14 protein-coding genes are annotated in these 19,047 nt (G+C 68.3%); 1 reads left to right on the top strand and 13 read right to left on the bottom strand.

The window, feature by feature from the left end; genetic code table 11:
* The first annotated feature begins 2 nt into the window (after positions 1-2).
* Positions 3-1,214 (top strand): transposase, encoded by a 1,212-nt coding sequence (locus O7629_RS22405; RefSeq protein ID WP_278171545.1) that lies wholly within the window; start codon positions 3-5, stop codon positions 1,212-1,214.
* Positions 1,215-1,228: 14 nt separating this feature from the next.
* Here O7629_RS22405 and O7629_RS22400 read toward each other — a convergent pair whose 3' ends face one another.
* The 13 genes from O7629_RS22400 to O7629_RS22340 all read right to left on the bottom strand — a co-directional run bounded on the left by O7629_RS22400 (position 1,229) and on the right by O7629_RS22340 (position 18,764).
* Entirely contained in the window at positions 1,229-3,469 is a 2,241-nt protein-coding gene (locus O7629_RS22400) for a condensation domain-containing protein (protein WP_278171543.1), read from the bottom strand.
* Positions 3,466-5,097 carry an amino acid adenylation domain-containing protein gene (locus O7629_RS22395; RefSeq protein WP_278171542.1) on the bottom strand — a complete coding sequence of 544 codons (1,632 nt, stop codon included), beginning with the start codon at positions 5,095-5,097 and terminating at the stop codon, positions 3,466-3,468. Before O7629_RS22395 ends, O7629_RS22400 begins: the two co-directional genes overlap by 4 nt.
* Positions 5,094-5,369 (bottom strand): acyl carrier protein, encoded by a 276-nt coding sequence (locus tag O7629_RS22390; RefSeq protein WP_278171540.1) that lies wholly within the window; start codon positions 5,367-5,369, stop codon positions 5,094-5,096. The genes O7629_RS22395 and O7629_RS22390 overlap by 4 nt, the downstream gene beginning before the upstream one ends.
* The gene (locus O7629_RS22385; RefSeq protein WP_278171538.1) at positions 5,369-6,715 is read right to left on the bottom strand and encodes a condensation domain-containing protein; all 1,347 of its coding nucleotides are present in this window, start codon (positions 6,713-6,715) and stop codon (positions 5,369-5,371) included. The genes O7629_RS22390 and O7629_RS22385 overlap by 1 nt, the downstream gene beginning before the upstream one ends.
* Positions 6,712-8,463, bottom strand: coding sequence for an acyl-CoA dehydrogenase family protein (locus tag O7629_RS22380; protein ID WP_278171536.1), 1,752 nt, complete (start codon positions 8,461-8,463; stop codon positions 6,712-6,714). The genes O7629_RS22385 and O7629_RS22380 overlap by 4 nt, the downstream gene beginning before the upstream one ends.
* Entirely contained in the window at positions 8,460-9,128 is a 669-nt protein-coding gene (locus tag O7629_RS22375; protein WP_278171534.1) for an FMN-binding negative transcriptional regulator, read from the bottom strand. The genes O7629_RS22380 and O7629_RS22375 overlap by 4 nt, the downstream gene beginning before the upstream one ends.
* Positions 9,129-9,238: 110 nt before the next feature.
* On the bottom strand, positions 9,239-10,570 hold the full coding sequence (locus O7629_RS22370; RefSeq protein WP_278171532.1) for a SidA/IucD/PvdA family monooxygenase: 1,332 nt from the start codon (positions 10,568-10,570) through the stop codon (positions 9,239-9,241).
* Between the two features lie 41 nt (positions 10,571-10,611).
* Positions 10,612-12,471, bottom strand: a complete 1,860-nt coding sequence (asnB, locus tag O7629_RS22365) for an asparagine synthase (glutamine-hydrolyzing) (RefSeq protein ID WP_278171530.1) — start codon at positions 12,469-12,471, stop codon at positions 10,612-10,614.
* A 78-nt stretch (positions 12,472-12,549) separates the two neighbouring features.
* Positions 12,550-14,121, bottom strand: a complete 1,572-nt coding sequence (gene leuD, locus O7629_RS22360) for a 3-isopropylmalate dehydratase small subunit (RefSeq protein ID WP_278171529.1) — start codon at positions 14,119-14,121, stop codon at positions 12,550-12,552.
* A complete protein-coding gene (locus O7629_RS22355) occupies positions 14,118-15,500 on the bottom strand; it encodes an aconitase family protein (protein ID WP_278171527.1) in 1,383 nt (460 codons plus the stop codon). The genes leuD and O7629_RS22355 overlap by 4 nt, the downstream gene beginning before the upstream one ends.
* Positions 15,497-16,648 carry a CoA transferase gene (locus tag O7629_RS22350; protein WP_278171526.1) on the bottom strand — a complete coding sequence of 384 codons (1,152 nt, stop codon included), beginning with the start codon at positions 16,646-16,648 and terminating at the stop codon, positions 15,497-15,499. The genes O7629_RS22355 and O7629_RS22350 overlap by 4 nt, the downstream gene beginning before the upstream one ends.
* Positions 16,645-17,625: an LLM class flavin-dependent oxidoreductase gene (locus tag O7629_RS22345; protein WP_278171525.1), complete on the bottom strand. Its 981-nt coding sequence runs from the start codon at positions 17,623-17,625 to the stop codon at positions 16,645-16,647. Before O7629_RS22345 ends, O7629_RS22350 begins: the two co-directional genes overlap by 4 nt.
* On the bottom strand, positions 17,622-18,764 hold the full coding sequence (locus tag O7629_RS22340) for a LeuA family protein (RefSeq protein ID WP_278171523.1): 1,143 nt from the start codon (positions 18,762-18,764) through the stop codon (positions 17,622-17,624). Before O7629_RS22340 ends, O7629_RS22345 begins: the two co-directional genes overlap by 4 nt.
* Positions 18,765-19,047: the final 283 nt, after the last annotated feature.

The following is a 19,047-nucleotide window of genomic DNA, read 5'->3' as shown; positions in this document are numbered from 1 at the left end:
CTGTGTCCAGGACCGTGAAGCGGGCGTTCAAGTACCGCTTCTACCCCACCCCGGAGCAGGCGGCCGAGCTCGCCCGGACGTTCGGTTGTGTCCGGCTGGTCTACAACATGGCCCTGGCCGCCCGCAGCGAGGCGTGGACCCTGCGTCGGGAGCGGGTCACCTACAACGCGACGTCGGCGATGCTGACCGGGTGGAAGAAGACCGACGACCTGGCGTTCCTCAACGACGTCTCCTGCGTCCCTCTGCAGCAGGCGTTGCGGCACCTGCAGGCCGCGTTCGCCAACTTCTGGGCGAAACGGGCCCGGTATCCGTCGTTCAAGTCGAGGAAGCGGTCGCGGCGGTCGGCGGAGTACACCGCCAGCGCGTTCCGGTGGCGTGACGGCCGGCTGACCCTGGCGAAGATGTCTGATCCGTTGGACATCGTGTGGTCCCGGCCGTTGCCGGAGGGTGCGGCGCCGTCGACGGTGACGGTGTCGCAGGATCCGGCGGGCCGCTGGTTCGTGTCCCTGCTCTGCGACGACCGGATCGAGCCGGCCCCGGCGTCGGGTGCCGTGGTGGGGGTCGACGCCGGCCTCGACAGCCTGTTCACCCTGTCCACCGGGGAGAAGATCCCCAACCCGAGACATGAACGCCGCGACCGCGATCGGCTGGCCCGCGCCCAGCGGAACCTCGCACGCAAGGCCAGAGGTTCGGCGAACCGGGCGAAGGCCCGGTTGGCGGTGGCCCGGGTTCATGCCCGGATCGCCGACCGCCGCCGTGACCACCTGCACAAGTTGACCACTCGGCTCGTTCGTGAAACCCAAACGATCGTGATCGAGGACCTGACCGTCCGCACCATGATGGCCAACCACAGTCTGGCCCGCGCCATCTCGGACGCGGGCTGGCGGCGGTTCCGCACCATGCTGGGGTACAAAACGGACTGGTACGGCCGCGATCTGGTGGTCGTGGACCGCTGGTTCCCGTCGACCCGACTGTGCTCGGGCTGTGGCGTACTGGCTGAACACCTGCCGTTGCAGGTGCGGTCGTGGACCTGCCGGTGCGGGCAGGCCCATGACCGGGATGTCAACGCGGCCCGCAACATTCTCGCGGAGGGGCTCTCCGTGATTGCCTGTGGAGGCGGTGTAAGACCTCACCGGGAGTCCTCCTCTCGGACGGGGCGGTCGTCGGTGAAGCAGGAACCCCCTGGGGCGACCCAGGGAATCCCAGTCCTTTAGGGCGGGGAGGATTGTCAACGGGAGTCCATCGCCGGTCTGTCGATCGAGCCGTACCGGTCGCGGGGCATGGTGGCCCGGACCTCGATCCGTCCGGGCAGGTCGAGTCCCGCGAGCCGGTCGTGCAGGAAGGCCCGCACCTCGGCCACGCCGGGCGCGCGCTCGCCAGGGTGCCCGGTGACGACCGCCACGACTGTGAACCCACGGCGGGTCCGACGTCGCACCACCGCCGCGTCGAGCACTTGCGGGCACGTGTGCAGAACCCGGTCGACGAGGGCCACGTCGATGAATCCGCGGTGGCGCAGCAACCGTTCCCGGCGCGGGCCAAGGTAGCGCAGCACGCCCGTGGCGCTCACCATCGCGCAGTCGCACGTGGACTCCGACCGGCCGTCGGGTGTGGTGACCACCAGCGTGCCGGGCACGTTCGCGGGCAGGGCGGCCCCTGCGTCGTCGCACACCGACGCGGGGTACGACCCGAACAACTCCAGTTCCGGCGGTTCCAGCGGATCCGGAGCCGGCGTCAGGATCCCGGCCACCCGACCGCCCCACTGGTGGTAGGCGCTGATCGTGAACGCCGAGCCGGCGTCCTGCGCCAGGTGCGCCAGAGCAGGCAACTGGTCACCCGGCACGACGAGGTCCAGTGCCCGACCACGTCGGAGCCGAGCCGTCGCCCGTACGACGTCGGCCGGCCCCACCAGGCGGCGGGCCGTATCGGGTATCTCGCCGGGGTCGGCGGCGAACAGGAGCTTCGCGGCACGCATCCGCGCGGCGCTGGTCTCGACTGCGAGGATCTCATCCGCTACAGGACCGAGCACCACCACGTCGTTGTCCGGGCCGGCGTGCGACCGGCCGGCGACAACGGCGGCGGCCACCGCCAACTCGCTGTCCGGGTCCTGCCCCAGCCGTGCATCGGTACGGTCCGGCGGCACGGCCACGGCGGCCGCCGGACGGAACCGGGTCGCGTCAGCGGTGGCTAGCGACGCCACGGCCGCAGTGAAGTCCTGGAGCATCGCGTCGGCGCCCGCCCCGTCCAGGTTCTCCGCCCGGTAATCCAGCCGGATCCGGCAGACCGGCCAGTCGGCGCGGATGTGCAGGGTCCGCTCGAAGGTCGAGGACGTGTTGGGCGTGAAGAAGTCCCACCGGGCGGTCATTCCCGGCACGTCCAGCGCCAGCCCGGCCGGGGGCCGTGGGAAGGACATCCCGCACTGGGTCATCAGCCGGGAGGCGCTGTCGTCCGGCAGACCACGCAGCAGGCTCCGGAACGGCACCCGGCGGTACCGGCGCATCCGGCCCAGCGCGGCCCGCGCCTCGCGCACCGCGGCGGCCGGCGTAGCGGAATCCCCGGCGCGCACCAGCATCGGTACGACGTTGACCTGGACACCCGCGACCGCCCGGGTCCGCTCATCGCTGATGTCAGCGGCGACGGCGAGAATCGGCGCTGGCTCGCCGTACCAGGCGAGCTGCTGGGCAAACGTGGCGACCAGGCAGGTGAACGTGCTGACCTCGTGGCGGTTGGCGAGATCGCGCAGCGCCGTCACGTGGGCGATGTCCAGCTCCACGGTGCGGGTGGTCCGGATCCCGCGCACACCCGGGGTACGCCCCGACGGCAGCGGCATCGGCTCCCGATCATCGCTCAGTTCCCCGGCCCAGTAGCGGACCGCCTCGTCGGTCAGCGCCGGCTCCGCCTCCGGGATCATGACGTGGGGCAAGGGCTCGACGTCGACCGGAACGCCGGTGACGAGTCCGGTCAGGTACTCGGTGAAATCCCGGGCGACGAGGAACTTGCTGCGCCCGTCGAAGCCGGCGTGGTGCACGGCGAAGACGATCGTCCTGCGGCCGGGCCCGTGCCGTAGCTCGTGGAACCGGATCGGAGGTTCCACCGACAGGTCCCACCTGCGCCGGCTTTCGTGGCGGGCGGCCCACTCCCGCGCGGCGGCGCGTTCCGCCCCGGGCTCGCACGCGACATCGGTGGTGGTGAAGCGCAGGGCGTCGGCGGCGACATGGACGACCTGTCGCAGCGCGCCGTCGTCGTGCCGCAGCACCGAGCGCAACGGCGGGTGCCGGTGCAGGACCGCCTGGGCGGCCGCGCGCAGTCGCCGGCCGGTGAGCCCGGCACCCGCGCCGTGCGTGGTGAGCGTCACCGCGAAGTACCCGGTGCTGCTCAGGTTCGCATCGACCTGCTCCTCGGCCCAGAGCGCAAGCTGGGCCTGCGAGACCGGCAGGCTCGCCACCGGCGGTGCCGACGTCGTGACGCTCATGGCGCCGTGGCCCGCGACGGGCTCGTTCCGCGGGCCCGGCGGCCGCCGGCCAGCTCCTCGGAGATGAGGGTGGCGACCGCATCCCGGTCGATCTTGCCGCTCGGCGTCCGGGGCAGGGCCGGCACAACCAGGACGGAGACCGGCACAAAGACTGCGGGCAGCACCCGGCGCAGCGCGCTGATCAAGTCGTCGGCCGTCGTGGGGCCGGCGGTACCGGCCAACACGACGGCGGATCGCAGACTGCGGTTCCCCGAGCGGGTACGCACGACGACGGTGGCGGCGGCCTGGACCATCGGATGGGCGAGCAGTTGCGCGTCGACTTCGAGCAGATTCACCCGTACGCCGCGAAGTTTGACCTCGTCGTCCACCCGGGTGAGGAAGCGCAGCTCGCCGTTGACCAGCTCCACCAGATCACCGGTCCGAAAGGCACGGGTGTGCCCGTGTGGCGACAGCGGGATGTCGATGTAGCGTTCGGCTGTCAGTTCGGGCTGGTTGCGGTATCCACGAGACATCGGCAGGCCGGCCACCAGGAGCTCGCCCACCTCGGGCTGGTCCACGGAAACCGGATCGATCAGCACCTCGCAGTTCGGCAACGGGACCCCGATCGGCGGCAGGCCGGGCCAGTCGGCGCTCGGGCCGGTCAGTATGTGCGAGGTGACCATCGCCGACTCGCTCTGGCCGTAATGGTTGACCAGGCGGGCGCCGGGCAGACGGGCGAACATGCGCCGGATCTCGTCGGTACACACCACCTGCTCTCCCGCTGTGTTGACCTCCACCAGCTCCAGCCGGGCCGCCGCGTCGGCGTCCGCGTCGGCGGCCACGGCGAGCATCTGCAGGGCGACGTAGGGCATGAAGAGCCGTTGCACCCGGTGTTCGGCCAGCCAGGCCAGCAGCTGCCCCGGCTCCCGGCGCAGGCTTTCCGGCACGATGTGCAGGGTGCCGCCACCACAGAGGGTGCCGAGGATCTCCTGGAACGACACGTCGAAGTTGAGCGGCGCGAACTGCGCCGTGCGCAGGTCGGGGGCTGGCGAGTGGGCGGACTGCCAGGCGACCATGTTGTCCAGACAGCTGTGCGGAATCGCGACACCCTTCGGCCAGCCGGTGGAGCCCGAGGTGTAGATGAGGTAGACGTCCCGGTCGGGGTCGTGCGCCACGCTGCGGGCCGGTGGGGTGGCGCCGGCGGGGGAGGCACCGGGCTGCGGGATGCGCTGGGCGATCTCCGCGGGCCCTAGCTCCGGCCGGTCGCCGAGATGCAGCAGCACTGCGGGCTCGCTGTCCCGGAGCATGTGCTCCAACCGGGCGTGGGGGTACTCGATGTCAAGGGGTACGTAGGCAGCTCCGCACCCGGCGACGGCGAGCAGCGCAACGACCGCCTCGGCGCTGCGGGGGCAGGCTACCGCCACCCGGTCCCCGGGCACCACGCCTCTGGCCCGCAGCAGTTCCTGTACCTCCCAGGTCCACGCCGCCAGCTCGGCGTACGAGAAGCGCCGGTCGCCGTCGATGACTGCGGCGCGGTCCGGGTATCGCTCGACCGAGCGATGGAGAGAGTCGAGCAGACACGGCGGATCGGCCTCGCCGCCCCACATCGAGAGATAGGGGTAGCCGACGATTGCACTGCCGTTCTTCATCGGACCTCCTTCAGCGCAGACCCGGCGGCCACGGCGGAGTGGCGGGCGGCCGCCACCACCTCGGCCAGTTCAGCGACGGTTGGATGGTCGAACAGGGCACGCAGTGGCAGCGCGACGCCGAACTCACCGCGGATCCCCGCGATCACCGTCGTGGCGGTCATCGAGTCGCCGCCGAGGTCGAGGAAGTTCTCCGCGGGCTCGATGTCGTCGAGCCCCAGGGCCGACTCCCAGATCCGGGTCAGCCGGGCGGTGAGGGTGCCGTCGCTTGTCATTACGTTCCTTCCGAAACAGAGCGGATCGGGATCAGGTCAGCCAGCGCCCGCTCGGGCTCGGCGGTCCACCGGTTGAGCAGGTCGACGAAGGCGTCCCGGTGGCGCTGGACGGTGTCCGGCTCGAACAGGTCCGCTGCGGCCAGCAGGATCCCGTCGGCGGCGCTCCGGTCGTACGTGACATGCAGCTCCAACTCGAACCGCAGGGTGCGGGGCATAATGGGCCACTCGCTGCAACGCAACCCCGGCAGCGTCGGCACCGCAGCTCTGGGGTGCAGGTCGAACAGGACCTGCGCGAGCGCGGGCCGGTTCGGCAGGCGGGGTGCCCGACTGGCGGCAACGATCCGCTCGTACGGCAGTTCGTTGTGCTCCGACGCGGTCAGACAGGCGTCACGCACCCTGGCCAGCAGCTGTGTCAGCGACAGTTCCGAGGTGCAGGCGATGCGGATCGGGACCACGTTGACCAGGAATCCGACCAGCCCGTGGTCCTCTGGTCGCCACCGCCCGGACGAGGCGGTCGCGACGGTGATCTCGGCGGCTCCGCTGTCCGTGGTCAGCAGTCCGCTCCAGACCGCCAGCACGGTCATGAACGGCGTACAGCGCTGCCGCCGGCTCAGCTCGGCGATTCGTGCGGGCAGCTCGGCGGGTAGGTTGAACGCTGCGCAGAGAGCCTCATCGGTGCGCCGCCATTCGGCCGGGTATTCGAGCAGACCGGGGCCGGGCACGCCGGCTCCGGCAAGTTGGGTGCGCCAGAACCGCTCGTGCTCGGCCATCTCGTCGGCACGGGCCTGCTCAGCGTGCACGTAGTCCCGGTACGCCCGCGCGGGCGGCAGGGCCGGTTCCTCGCCGCGGATCAGCGCGGCATAGGCGGTGGCCAGCTCACCGAGCAGCACGGACATCGACCAGCCGTCCATCGCGATGTGGTGCACGGTGATCAGCAGGACGTGGTCGTCGGCGCCGAGGCGCGCGAGACCGGTCCGCAGCGGCGGCTCGGCCCGCAGGTCGAAGGAGCGCCCCCGGGCGGCGGCGATCCAGCTGTTCACCGCCTCGGCGCTGTCGTCTGCCCGGTCGCCCAGGTCCGTGAGCTCCAGAGCGAACTCATTGCCGAGTGACGCGGGCCCGACGATCTGTTCGGGGTACGGCCCGTCGTCGCTGTAGATGGTGCGCAGGATCTCGTGCCGGCCGACGAGCAGCTGCATCGAGGTCTGCAGGGCGGGTACGTCGAGGTCGCCGATGAGCCGGACGGCCCGCTGGATGACGTATCCGCCGCTGTCCGGTCGCAGCAGCTCACTGAAGAACAACCGGCTCTGCCCGGCGGAGAGCGGGGCACGGTGCGACGGCCCGGTCATGACGCCCCGGCGAGCACGTCGGTGCCGGTGTGGCTGGGCTCGATGTCGTCCAGCAGTCGCCCGGCGGCCCGCCCGTACGCCGGCATGTCGTCGGCGAGAGCGTCCGCCAGTTCCTGCCGCCAGACCGCGATGCGGCCGAGCGCGCCGGTGCAATAGATGTCGGCCAGGTCCTGCTCGCCGGGATCCATGCCGTCGGTCGCGGCCCGGGCGAGCACCAGCGACACCGTGACCAGTTCCTCGGCGAGCTGGCCGAACAGCACCAGCGCACGGCTACGGGTCAGCAGCTCGGCCCGGTCGGGAAACCGGCGGGCCGTGGCCAGGCAGGTCCGTGCGTACTCGTGGATACCCGCCGCGAGGGCGCGGCGGTGGTCGCGGTTGCGGTCCGACAGTGCGCCCGCCGGCAGGTCCGCCGGCACGGTCGCGGGGCCGGTCAGCTCGTCGGCGTTGTCCGGGGGTGGGTAGAAGTAGGAGAAGACGAGGTTGCTGGCAAGACGCATCTGCAACAGCACCTCGGTTCCACCGGCGATGCGGGTGCCCCGGGCGTCGCGGAAGAGCCGCTCCAGTGGGATCGCGGGGGCACCCCGGTCGCCCTTGCCCCGGGCCGTCTCGAAGCCCTCACCGGCGAGCAGCGTCATCGTGCGTTCCGCGACCCGCCAGCAGAGCAACGACGTGATGTCCTTCGCGGCGACCTGATCCGGCATGAGGTTGACGGTCGGGCCGTCGCCGCGCCCGTCGAGCATCGTCCACCGCGCCACGGTCTCCAGCGCATACGTATCCGCCTGTGACTCTGCGGTCATCCGGCGGATCTCGGGATAGTCGGCGAGTACCCGCCCGTCGACGGTGCGGCGGCGGGCGTACGCGCGAGAGTGGTCCAGGCAGGCGCGGGCGATCGCCAACGCTGGCGCGGCCACGATGTAGAGCCGGCCGCGGGACAGCACCGTGGCGCGTTCCGCGGTGAGCCACTCGCCTTCGCGTTCGTCGAGCAGATGGTGCGCCGGGACGTGGACGTCGCGCAGTGACAGCGCGCCGTTGGGGAAGCCCCGGAACCCCATGAAGCGCAGGCGTGCGCTGACCGAGAAGCCGGGCGTGTCGGTGTCCACGAAAAACACCCGGGTACGGTCACCGTCTTGTCCGCGAAGGGTTGCGGTGACCGCGACGAGGTCGGCGATGGGGCCGTTGCCGATGTAGAGCTTGTCGCCGTTGAGCAGATATCCGGTGCCGTCATGGACCGGCACGGCGGTAGTGCCCCGGGCGCGGTTCGCGGCGCCGGTCGGCTCGGTGTCGGCCATGGCGGTGACCGCGCCGGCCGCCATCCGGCGGGAAATGTGTTCGCGTAGCGGGCCGTCGGGCAGCACCGGCAGGTACGCCGCGGCGCCGATGCCGTTGTGGATGCCGAGCAGCATGCCGGCAGGAACGGACCAGCGGGCAGCGGCCTCAACCACCCGGAACGCGTTGAACGGCGACAGAGCACGGCCGCCCTGTTCGGCGCCGGCCAACAGGTGCAGACAGTTCTCGGCGTGCATCGCCGCGGGCAGGTCCGGCGGCAGCTGCCGGTTGGTGTCCACGGCCTCCGGGTCGACGGTGCGTTCGAGGATCTGCTGGATGTCCTCAACGGCCCGGTCGCCGACGGCCCGGTCGTCGCCGCGCTGCCGGGGGAACGGATGGATCGCCTGCCAGGGCAGCCGCCCGGCGCATATCTCCTCGAGCAGGCTGACCGCGCCGGGGACGCTGAGCATGTTGCGCTTCATCGGGTCAGGCCCGCCGGATCGGCATTGTGGCGCACCACCCTCATCAGCTCGGCGAGTTCACGCGTGCAGCCCCCCTCGGAGGCGGCAAAGCTCGCGGCGACCCGGTCCTGCCGCTCGGCACTCTGTTCCTGGCTCAGCTTGTACATGGCATCGACGCCGGTGATCTCGAACCGGAAGGCGCCGACGCCGCCGACGATGGATCTGAAGTAGCCCAGCGACGGTTGTGGGTCCCAGCCGGAGCCGAACGAGCGTTCGAATGCCTCCACGGTCCAGCGCACCACGTCGAGCGTTTCGTCCCCGGCGGGGATGGGGTGCACCGTGCCGTGTACGTGGATGGTGACGAAGTTCCAGGTCGGCGCGGCCGGGGTGGCGTTATAGAGGACCGGTGTGACATAGCCGTGCGGGCCGAGGAAGACCAGCGTCGCGGGCGACCCGGCGGTCAGCCCGGCCCAGTGCGGGTTGGCCCGGTTCATGTGTCCGAGCAGTACCGAGCCGGGCAGCGGCGCGTCGGCGGCGCCACCCTCGTCGGGGTGCGGGATGACCGGCAGATGGGTCAGCATCGGCGCGGGCTCGCCATTGCTGGCGAGAACCGCCAGCGGATTGCGGCGCATCTCGTCACGCAGCTGCGCAGGGTCGTGGTTCTGGTAGACGCCAGGTACGAACATTCGGGTCTCCAAGTGATTCGACGGGTGCGGCGCGGGATCGCGGTCACGATCTCGACGAACTCCCGGTGGCAGTCCGGAGCGGACAGGTGGCGGAGTGTGTCGGTCGTCGATCATCTCGCTGCGGCAGTCAGGGGCTCGCCCTGCTCGCGCAGCGCCTCTGCGAGAGACTCGGCGATCTCTCCCGCCCGAACTGCCACGTTGGACAGCAGCCCCGAGGACAGCCCATGGCTGTCCTCGGTGGCACCCTGCACGAAGATCCTGGAACGTATCCGTGGCGAAGTGAGCACCCGGTAGTCCCTGGCCAGTGCGACGCGACCGCCGGCATCAAGCTGGCAGTGCTCGAGCAGGGGGCCGAGGAAGCAACGCGGGTCCACCGGCCGGTACCCGGTGGCGAAGACCACGAGATCGCAAGTCATCGACTCGACATGGCCTTCGACCAGGTCGTGCACAGTGACGTCGGCGCCCGCCGGTGTCTGCACGCAGCGCGTGACGCGCGATAGGTTGTGAAAGTGCAACCGCTGGTCGTGGACTACCTTCTCCTGGTAACTGCGCTCGAACAAATCAGAAATGAGGTCGAGATCAACCACGGAGTAGTTCGTGCCGTCGTGGTACCGCCGCAACATCTGGCGGATATCGGGCGCCGCACGAAAATGCACGTCCACCGCCTCGGGATCAAAGATCCGGTTGGCAAAAGGGCTGTCGTCGGCGACCGAGTAACCGAATCGGGCGAAGACCGAGTGGACCTGCGCGTTGGGGCACACCTGGTGCAAATGGCTGGTCACCTCGGCGGCACTCTGCCCGGCCCCGATGACGAGGGCCTTACGAATCCCTGCCACATTGATCTCGCGGAGCCGGTGCAGAAGTTCGGAGCTGTGCCAGATCCGGTCCGACAACGTAATGCCCTCCGGTATCCACGGCTGCAGGCCGGCGGCGAAAACGATGTTGCGGGCACGGTGCCGGCGGATGCCGTCCGCCCGCTGCACCACGACGTCAACCTCCTGGACGACGTCCCCCGTGTACACCGGCTCGATGCCAATGACCTCGGAGCCGTATTCAACAACCCTCGAGAATCGCGCCGCCGCCCATTCGAGATAATCGTGGAACTCGATCCGGCTGGGGAAGAACGTCTTTCCGTTGATGAAGTCGACGAGTCGCCCTCGATCCTGCAAATAATGGAGGAAAGTGTAAGGGCTGCTCGGGCTTCGCATGGTGGCGAGATCCTTGAGGAACGAGATCTGCATCCGCGCCCCGTCGAGCAGCATTCCCTGGTGCCAGCCGAACTGGTTCTGCCGCTCCATAAACCGCAGCCGGCCGCCTCCGCCGGCTGCGGAGCCAAGCAAGCCCTGCTCCTGAAGCGCGATGGCTAGTGCGAGGTTCGACGGCCCGAACCCGATGCCGAGCACGTCCACTGGTGCATCGTCATAGTCCGCGTTGCTGCTCAATGCTAAACTCCCGTCAATGCTGCTCTTTGCGAAGACGCCGCTCAGAAAGCGAGTCGAATGTGGTACCGCCCCAACCAGTCATTGAGGTATAGGGCCATCTCCATGCTGAAACGGTTGACGACCGCTGCGGCCGGACCGTCCGGATCCTGGAGGTAGGCCCGGACGACATCGAGATCGAGCAGTTCGCGCACGGGTGCCGAGCTATCGCTGAGCATCTCGGATACGCGCTGACGCAGGACGTCGTTGTACCGCGGATCGGTGGTAGGCGGGTATCCGGCCTTCTGGCGGAAGAGCACCGACGGCGGCAGAAGGTCACGTACCGCCGCACGAAGCAGACTCTTCTCCCGGCCGTCGAAGGACTTCATCGCCCAAGGGACATTGAAAACGTAGTCCACCAGACGATGGTCGAGGAACGGCACGCGCCCCTCCAGCGCGGCCGCCATTCCGACGCGATCCTTGCGGTCAAGGATGATCCGTAGATAGCCTGTCAAGTTGAGGTGGGTCATCACCCTGGCGGCGCGGTCCTGCTCGCTCTCTCCCGCGAGGACAGGTACCTGGGCGACCATGTCGGAATACAGATCCCGCTCGAACGTCTCACTGTCCAGGTCCTTGACCAGGTCCTCGCGCAACAGCGCGGTGTTGCGCAGCTGGTTACGCCCGACCATACGGCGGGCGAACTCCAGCCACGGCAACGTTCCCGCGTCGTAGTAGTGCCGGTCCAGGAACCAGGCGTACCCGCCGAACAGCTCATCTGCCGCGTCACCGGTCAACGACACCTTGCAGGAACGCCGGAATTCCCGGCACAGCAAGAGCAGTGAGGTGTCGAGGTCACCGAGGGACGTCGGGTAGTCCCGTGCGATGAGCACCTCGGAGCGGGTGGCCGGGTCCATCAACTCATCCGTCCCCACCACCACGCGCGTGTGGTCGGCACCCAGGTGCTCCACCATACGTGCCACGAACGGGTGGTCCGGAGTGGCGCGGACTTCGTCGGGCGTGAAGTTCTCCGAGTGACCGGCGTAGTCCACCGAGAACGTCCGCAACGAACCGGCGTCCTTTTCACGCATGACCTTCGCCGACAAGGCGGCGATCGCGCTGGAGTCCAGACCGCCCGAAAGGAACACGCCCAGCGGCACATCCGATACGAGCTGGCTTCGCACACTCTGCTCGAGTAGCTCGCGCACCGTCGCCACCGTGGTGTCGAGGTCGTCGGTGTGCTCCCGCGCAGTCAGAGTCCAGTACGTGCTCTGCCGGGAGCCTCTCCGGCCGATTCGGCGCACCGTGCCCGGCACCATCTCGTGGACGCCCCTGAAGATGCCGTTTTCGGGACGCTTGACGAACGTGATGACCGCACGGAAGCCCTCCATGTCGACTTCCGGCACGACTCCGGGGTGCTCCAGGATCGCCTTGAGCTCCGAGCCGAAGACAACGCCGCCGTCGACCTCCGCGTAATAGAGCGGGTAGATCCCGAATCGATCCCGAATGAGGACGAGTTCCTCAGTGCGTCCGTCCCATACTGCAAAGGCGAACATCCCCACCAGCCGCTCAGCGCAGGCAGCTCCCCATTGCAGGTACGAACGCAGTACAACCTCGGTGTCGCTGGAGGTTTCGAACGTGTGTCCGTGCCCGGTCAGTTCGTTCCTGAGTGCGGCGTAGTTGAAGACCTCGCCGGTATAGGCCAGGGCGACGGCGCTCCCGTCGGCAGCCGTGTGCACCATCGGCTGCCGACCACCGGCGAGGTCGATGACGGACAGCCGGCGAACACCCATGCCGACGCCGGAACCGACCCAGCTGCCCTGTTCGTCGGGTCCGCGGCGATGCAGGGCGGAGCACATCCGGTCAAGAACATCCTCGATATCGGGCCGCTGCTGTCGGAAGTCGACCATTCCGGCGATGCCGCACATCGATGGCTCTCCATTCTGTAATCCTGTATGAACCACCCCTGGTGGGTGGCAAGGGCCGGCTGCAAAAAATATGTGTTTTCAGCGGTCGTCGGGCAGTAGCAGCCCGGCGGATTCGAACGCCTCTGCGGCACCTGGAAAATCGAAGACCTCGTGTGCCTGGAACATCCGAATGGTCTTGCGGGCCGACCGGCGGATGTCCTCCCGAACTCGCTCCTGCGGGTAGGTCTGTTGAATGACCTGCGTCGCGTCGGAGTCGGTCAGTCCTGCGGCTGACAAGCTGCGCCGTACAGCGCTGATGTCCGGGCTCAGGCAGGCCGTGACGATATTCGGCAGGCTGCGTGCGACAAGCTCGCGCTGCATACGGTCCAACTTGCCCCATAATTCGGTATAGAAGACCGTGTAGAAGGCGTGGTGCACGCGCTCGTCCGCGGCGTGGTCGGCGACGACCTGTCGGATAACCGGGACCACTGTTTCGTCATTCGGAATATCCTTCAGCAGCTCGGTGACCACGGTCTCGAAGACGATGACCTCGAGCAGATGGTCGAGCCCTGGCATGACCGCACCGACCTCACGGCCGGCGTCCCGTAACGTTTCCATGACCGGCGTGAAGTCATACGGCAAGGCAGTGATACCACTCGCGCGCTCCACCTGCTGGAGCAGGTCCATGCCAGACAGGGCGTGGTATGCCTCGTCGCAGTAGATTTTCCAGCCGTCGGTGCGCAGATGCGATGGCAGGCCGAGCCCGAGCTCGTCGAGGGCGACGATGCGGGTGCCCCGGTTGACGACCTTTGCCTCGAGGTGCACCACGAAGGACAGGTAGTCGTAGAGGCGGCGAGCGATCAGCACCCTCTGCTGCTCGGGGCCGAGCCCAGTGACCAGCGGGTGATCAAGGTAGGGCATGAGCTTGCGCGGAAACAGCGTCAACCCTCGGTCGAGCTCACCAAGCAGTCGCCGCTCGGTCGACCGGACCCCGGCCCGCTCGTGCCACGAGGCCAGGCCCTTCGACGGTGTTGCCTGCCAGTCGCCAGCGAGCGCCGTCCCGGCACCCGCCCGGCCGGCCGGCGCTGGTGGCTCGCCGTCGTCGGCCGCCGACGGCCCGCCCGTCGAAGCAGCCAGGATGCCCAGGGTTTCGTAGATCTCATCGTGGCCGTCCACGATGAAACGGCGTGCGTCCTTGGACAACGTGCCCTTGTGGAGGACCCCGGCCGCCGACACGGTCTCCTCGGCGAAGTCGATGGTGAGCACTTCGTCGGGCCTGCTCCGTACCACGTCGAGGAGTTGGTCGAGCGACTCTCTCGACACGACGATCGGGGCGAGGCCGTTACGCGCCGCGTTCCGCTCGAAGATCTCGCCGAACCCCACCGCCAGCACGGCCTCGTACCCGAGTCCCTGCAACGCCCAGACCGCATGCTCCCGGCTTGAGCCGCACCCGAAGGAGTCGCCGGTGAGCAGAATCCGGGCACCCTGGTACCGCGTGTCGTTGAGCACAGAATCCGTGAGCGTGCCGTCCGGATGCCGGCGCCAGGTCAGGAATGCGGCATCGGCCAGGCCGGCGTTGTCCACGACGAGCAGTTCGGACTGTGGCGCGATCACGTCGGTGTCGACGGAGTCGCGTCCCAGCGGAAGAGCGCGCCCTTGGAGGTTGTTCATCCGGTCACCTCGACAGGATGCGTCAGTCGTCCCGTGACGGCCGAGGCCGCCACGGTGGCGGGGCTGGCTACGTGGGTGATCGCGCCCGCACCCTGCCGGCCTTCGAAGTTGCGGTTGGAGCTGGAGACGCACCGCTCACCGCGGGGAACTGTGTCACCGTTGATGGCAACGCAGGAGGAGCAGCCGGGTTCACGCCACAGGAAGCCCGCGTCGGTCAGTGCCGCCCGGACGCCCTCGCGCTCTGCCAACTCGGCGACCCGCCGCGAACCTGGCACCACCACCGCCCGTACCCCTGGGGCCACGCGGTGTCCGGCCACGACCATCGCGGCGGCCCGCAGATCCTCGATCCTGCCGTTGGTGCAGGATCCGAGGAACGCATGCTGCACCTGCACCGTCCGTAGCTCCTGCCCCGGCACGAGATTCGCGTACGCCAGTGCCGCCTCGAAGGCAGACCGCTGGTTGTCCTGAACGCTGGTCGGAACTCGTCCGTCCACGGCCGCCACGTGTGACAAGTTCGTGCCCCAGGTCACCTGCGGGGCGATGCTGTCAATGTCCACAGTAGCTTCGCGGGGCGCTTCCGCGGCACGGTGCAGGAGGTCAGCACTGCGGCGGCGCGCCGCAGCCAGGCGTTGCGGCGACAGCCGTTCGGCCAGGTAGCTCCAGGTGACCTCGTCAGGCGGGATCAGTGCCGAACGGGCGCCCAACTCGGCCGACATGTTGCACAAGGTGAACCGCTCGGCCATCGTGGTCGCGTCGATGTACGGCCCGCTCCACTCGATCCGTCGGCCAACCCCCCAGCGCGGCGACAGCTCGCCACACACCCGCAGTACCACGTCCTTCGCTCCTGCGCCCGGTCCTGGCACGCCCGTCACCCGCAGACCGACGACCGGTTGCACCGACGTCCAGGCGGCCTGGGTGGCCAGCACGTGTGCCACCTCTGACGTACCGATTCCCCAGGCGAGCGCGCCCAGCGCGCCGAGGGTGGTGGTATGGCTGTCGCCACAGACGACGACCTGCCCTGGCAACACGCGGCCCGACTCACTGACCGACACGTGCACGATGCCGTGATCACTGCTGTCCAGCGCCACCTGCTCGATGCCTGCGGTGTCCAGGTTCGCGGAGAAGACGTCGAGCATGTGCTGGGCCCGCGGATCATCGCTGCCGATGCGTCCGGGCGCGGTGGAGACGACGTGGTCGGGGATGCCGACCGTACGGGACGGGTCCCGCACCTGCAGTCCCCGGTTGGCAAGCATGGTGAATGCCTGGGGCGAGGAGACTTCGTGCAGTACGTGGAGGTCGACCGCCAAGAGGATCCGCGATCCGTCCCGGTGAAGTTCCGCCGATTCCAGGAGGGCGTCCGTATACGTCGTCGATGTCATCCCGGCACCTCCGAACTGTGATCTGGGGCGAACTCGGCCATGACATGCTCCCGATCGTCGTCTTGCGGTTTGCCGATATGACGAATCGTGTGCTCGCTGCGGGAGAAGTCCATGGCGATGCCGGGCATGCGTACGGCATCATTTCCCTGTGTGACGGCTGGTAAAGACTCGCGTGCGATGACGTGTGGATCGTGGCTGAGCTGCCCGGGAGTCAGTACGGGGACCGCTGGAATGCCGGCCGCCAGCAGATGTGTGAGCGCGTCGTCTCGCGATTTTCCGCCGATCCACGCCACCAGTCGGCGATGCACGTCATCCGGATCGTGAACTGCGCCGCGATCGAGTCCCTCGGAGCCTGCCACCCCCAGCAGTCCGGCAATCGCGCTGCCGGTCGCGGCGCTGTGGGCGGACAAGGCGATCCAGTCACCGTCCGCGGTGGCGAAGAGCCCGCGGATATGGCTGCTGGCGGACACGCCCGGGTCCTCCTCGTGGGCGGCGTCGCGCACGACATGTCCACCAAGGACGCTGAGTAGCGGCTCGTACAGGTTGACCTCGACCAGCTGTCCTCGCCCGCTGCGCTGCCGCTCGTGCAGGGCCGCCAGTACCGCCACGGTGCCCTGCAGGCCGGCGATCGAGTCGGCCAGCCCCGTGGGCGGCAGGCGCGGCCCGTCGGCGTCGCCGTTCAACGCGGCGAAACCGCTGAACGCCTCTGCCAGCGTGCCGAATCCCAACCAATTCTCGCGCGGACCGCCCGCACCGAAGCCGGAGATGCGCAGGACTACCAGGCGGGGATTGACCGCGGCGAGGGCTTCGTAATCCAGGCCCCACCGCGCCATCGTCCCCGGCCGGAAGCTCTCGACCAGTACGTCGGCGCGGCAGACCATCCGCATGAGGTGCGCGCGTTCGGCCGAATCTTCGAGATCCAGGCTGACCGTCTCCTTGTTCCGCCCGACAAAAGCCCACCAGGCCCCTTCGCCGCCACCGACGGACCGACCCATGGATCGCACCGGATCGCCAGGCCCGGGCCGCTCGACCTTCACCACCCGGGCGCCCAGATCGGCGAAGATGCGGCCCACGGTGGGGCCGGCGAGGATTGCGGACAGGTCAAGAACAAAAAGTCCCGCCAGGGCTCCGCACGACGTGCCGCTCACCATCGCACCTTCGAGCCGTACGCGGCAGCCAGCGGGAAGACCGATTCCTGAAGGCGGGTGAGCTGCTCATCCGGATCACCGACCGGGAGCACGTACAGTCGCTGCACGCCGGCCCGAGCGAACGCTGCGAGCCGCTCAGCGCAGTGCGCGGGCGAGCCCACCAGTGTGCGTCGGCGCAGGTCGTCGGGCGACACCTTGAGGAAATCCGCGAGGATGGTACCCGTCAACAGCTCAGCGACGGGAGCGTCCTCGGTGACGTGCACGAAGCACGTCGATGCGGCAAATTCGAAGTCGGTGTTCGGTGCGGGGTCGGTAAGTTCCGCTCGAAGCTGCCGGGCCAGCCGCACCGCACGACCCATCGCATCCGAGTCGGCCATGTACGCCGAGAAGAGAAGTCCGTCGCCACGCTCCGCCGCGCGCCGGACACCGGCCGGGGAACCCCACGATGCAATCCACAGTTTCGTTCCGGGCACCGGGCCGGGTGTCAGCGGGTCATCCAGCCGATAGTGTTTTCCGTGATAGGCCGTAGGTTCATCACCGCACAGGCTCGCTCTCAGGAGTCCTAACGCGTCATCGAAACGTGCCCAGCGCTCACTTGCGGGCACGCCTGCGAGATCGAGGTCTCGCAGCGAGGAGCCCGCTGCCACCCCGGCCCGCACCGGGGCCCCCGCCAAACGGCTGATCCCAGCCAATGCCTTGGCGGTTACCGCCGGACCGCGGACTGTCGGGAGACATGCTGCCGTCACCAGCCGCCGACCCGGAAGGCGGGCGGCCACGAACGCGAGTGCCGCTAGACCGTCCAGCCAGGGAACGGGGAAGGCGACGTGGTCGCTTGCCGCCACCTCCTGAATATTCAGCCGCTCGGCGACCTCCAGCAGGTTGTGCAGATCCTGTCCCGTGAGCGTCGGATGGCCAAATCCGAAGTCGAATAACGGCAGGTGCAGGCCGATCGTTAAGTCGGCCGTGTCATCGATCACTGCGCGGTCCCATCCAGCGCGTCCCGGTAGAGTCCCTCAAAAGCCTCCAGCGAGTTGTACCGGGCCGGGCTGGGGTCCAACACAAATCGCTGGTACATCTGATCGAGCACGTCTTCTGGGATCGACATACCGAGGGTCGCCGCGAAATGCCGGATGTTGGCACGACCGGAGGCCCCGCCCAGGAGAATGCGACGTTCCCTACCGACCAGTTCGGGCTCGACAAACTCATAGCAGATCGGATTGTTCATCATCCCTGCGGCGTGTATGCCGGCAGCCGTCGAGAAGGCCAGGTCGCCGAGCAGCGGCTTGTGCTTCCAGGGTCGTTCACCGATTGCTTCGAGGACGGCATTGGCCGCCTCGACGCACTTGCGGGGGTTAAGTGCCGTTCGGAATCCTAGCGACTCACCGCGGTAATGGGTGAGGACGGCAAGTTCCTCCAGCGGAGTGTTGCCGGTTCGTTCGCCGATACCGGCCAGCGTGCCCTGCACACCGGCGGCACCGGCCTGCATGCCGGCCACGGCGTTCGCGAGACTCAGTCCCAGGTCGTTGTGGCAGTGCAGCGTCACATCGGCCGCCCCGTTGACCCAGTGCAGGGCCGCGCGTACCTTGGCCTCGACTTCCTGTGGCACACAGGATCCCACGGTGTCGGCCAGGACAAACAGGTTCGCGCCGGAATCCAGTCCGGCCTGCATCATGGGACGCAGGTACTCGGGCGACGCCCGAAGTGAATCCTCCAACCCGATGGAAAGGTCGCGCACTCCTGCCTTCAGGCTGTAGTTACATGCCTCTACCAATTCTGTCCGGGCTTGCTCCCAGGTCTGTCCGCGCTTATGCTCGGCGTGGATTTCTGACCCGGTGATGAGCAGCTGGAGCTGGAAGCGATCGGCGTCCCGGACGGCGTCGAGTGCGGTGTCGATGTCCTTAGGTGTCGCACGAGCGAACACAGTGAGTGCTGCATTGCGCGATTTGCGCGAAATCTCGCGCACGAATTCGAAGGTCGCAGGCGACGAGGCTGGAAATCCCACCTCGATGTAGTCTGGGCCGGCGGCGTCGATCAGCTCGAGGAGACGCGTCTTGTCTTCGATGGTCATCTCATTGCCTGGTGCCTGTTCGCCATCCCGAAGCGTGGTGTCGAGCACTGATTTGAGAGTCACAAATATCCCCTCATTGCGATTCGCGACATCGGCCATGCAGGACGGCAGGCGAGTCGGCTCGATCAATGGTTAAGCGACCATCTTGGCCGGCGACGCGGCGTGCGATCACGGCATCGGTGCGCTGATCAAGACGGTTCCCTCGAACAGGAAGCAACGTACCTGAGAATCCTTACGCATGGCAACCCTTTATCTACGGCTGGCAATGTGCTACGAGCCACAAGCTCACTCAGGCCGGGGCGATGCTGTTGTGGCTGCGCAGGCTCGTTCG

The sequence above is a fragment of the Solwaraspora sp. WMMD792 genome, assembly GCF_029626105.1.
Classification (GTDB): Bacteria; Actinomycetota; Actinomycetes; order Mycobacteriales; family Micromonosporaceae; genus Micromonospora_E.
Note: the sequence above shows the minus strand (reverse complement) of the source record. Positions and strands in the feature narration are given on the sequence as shown.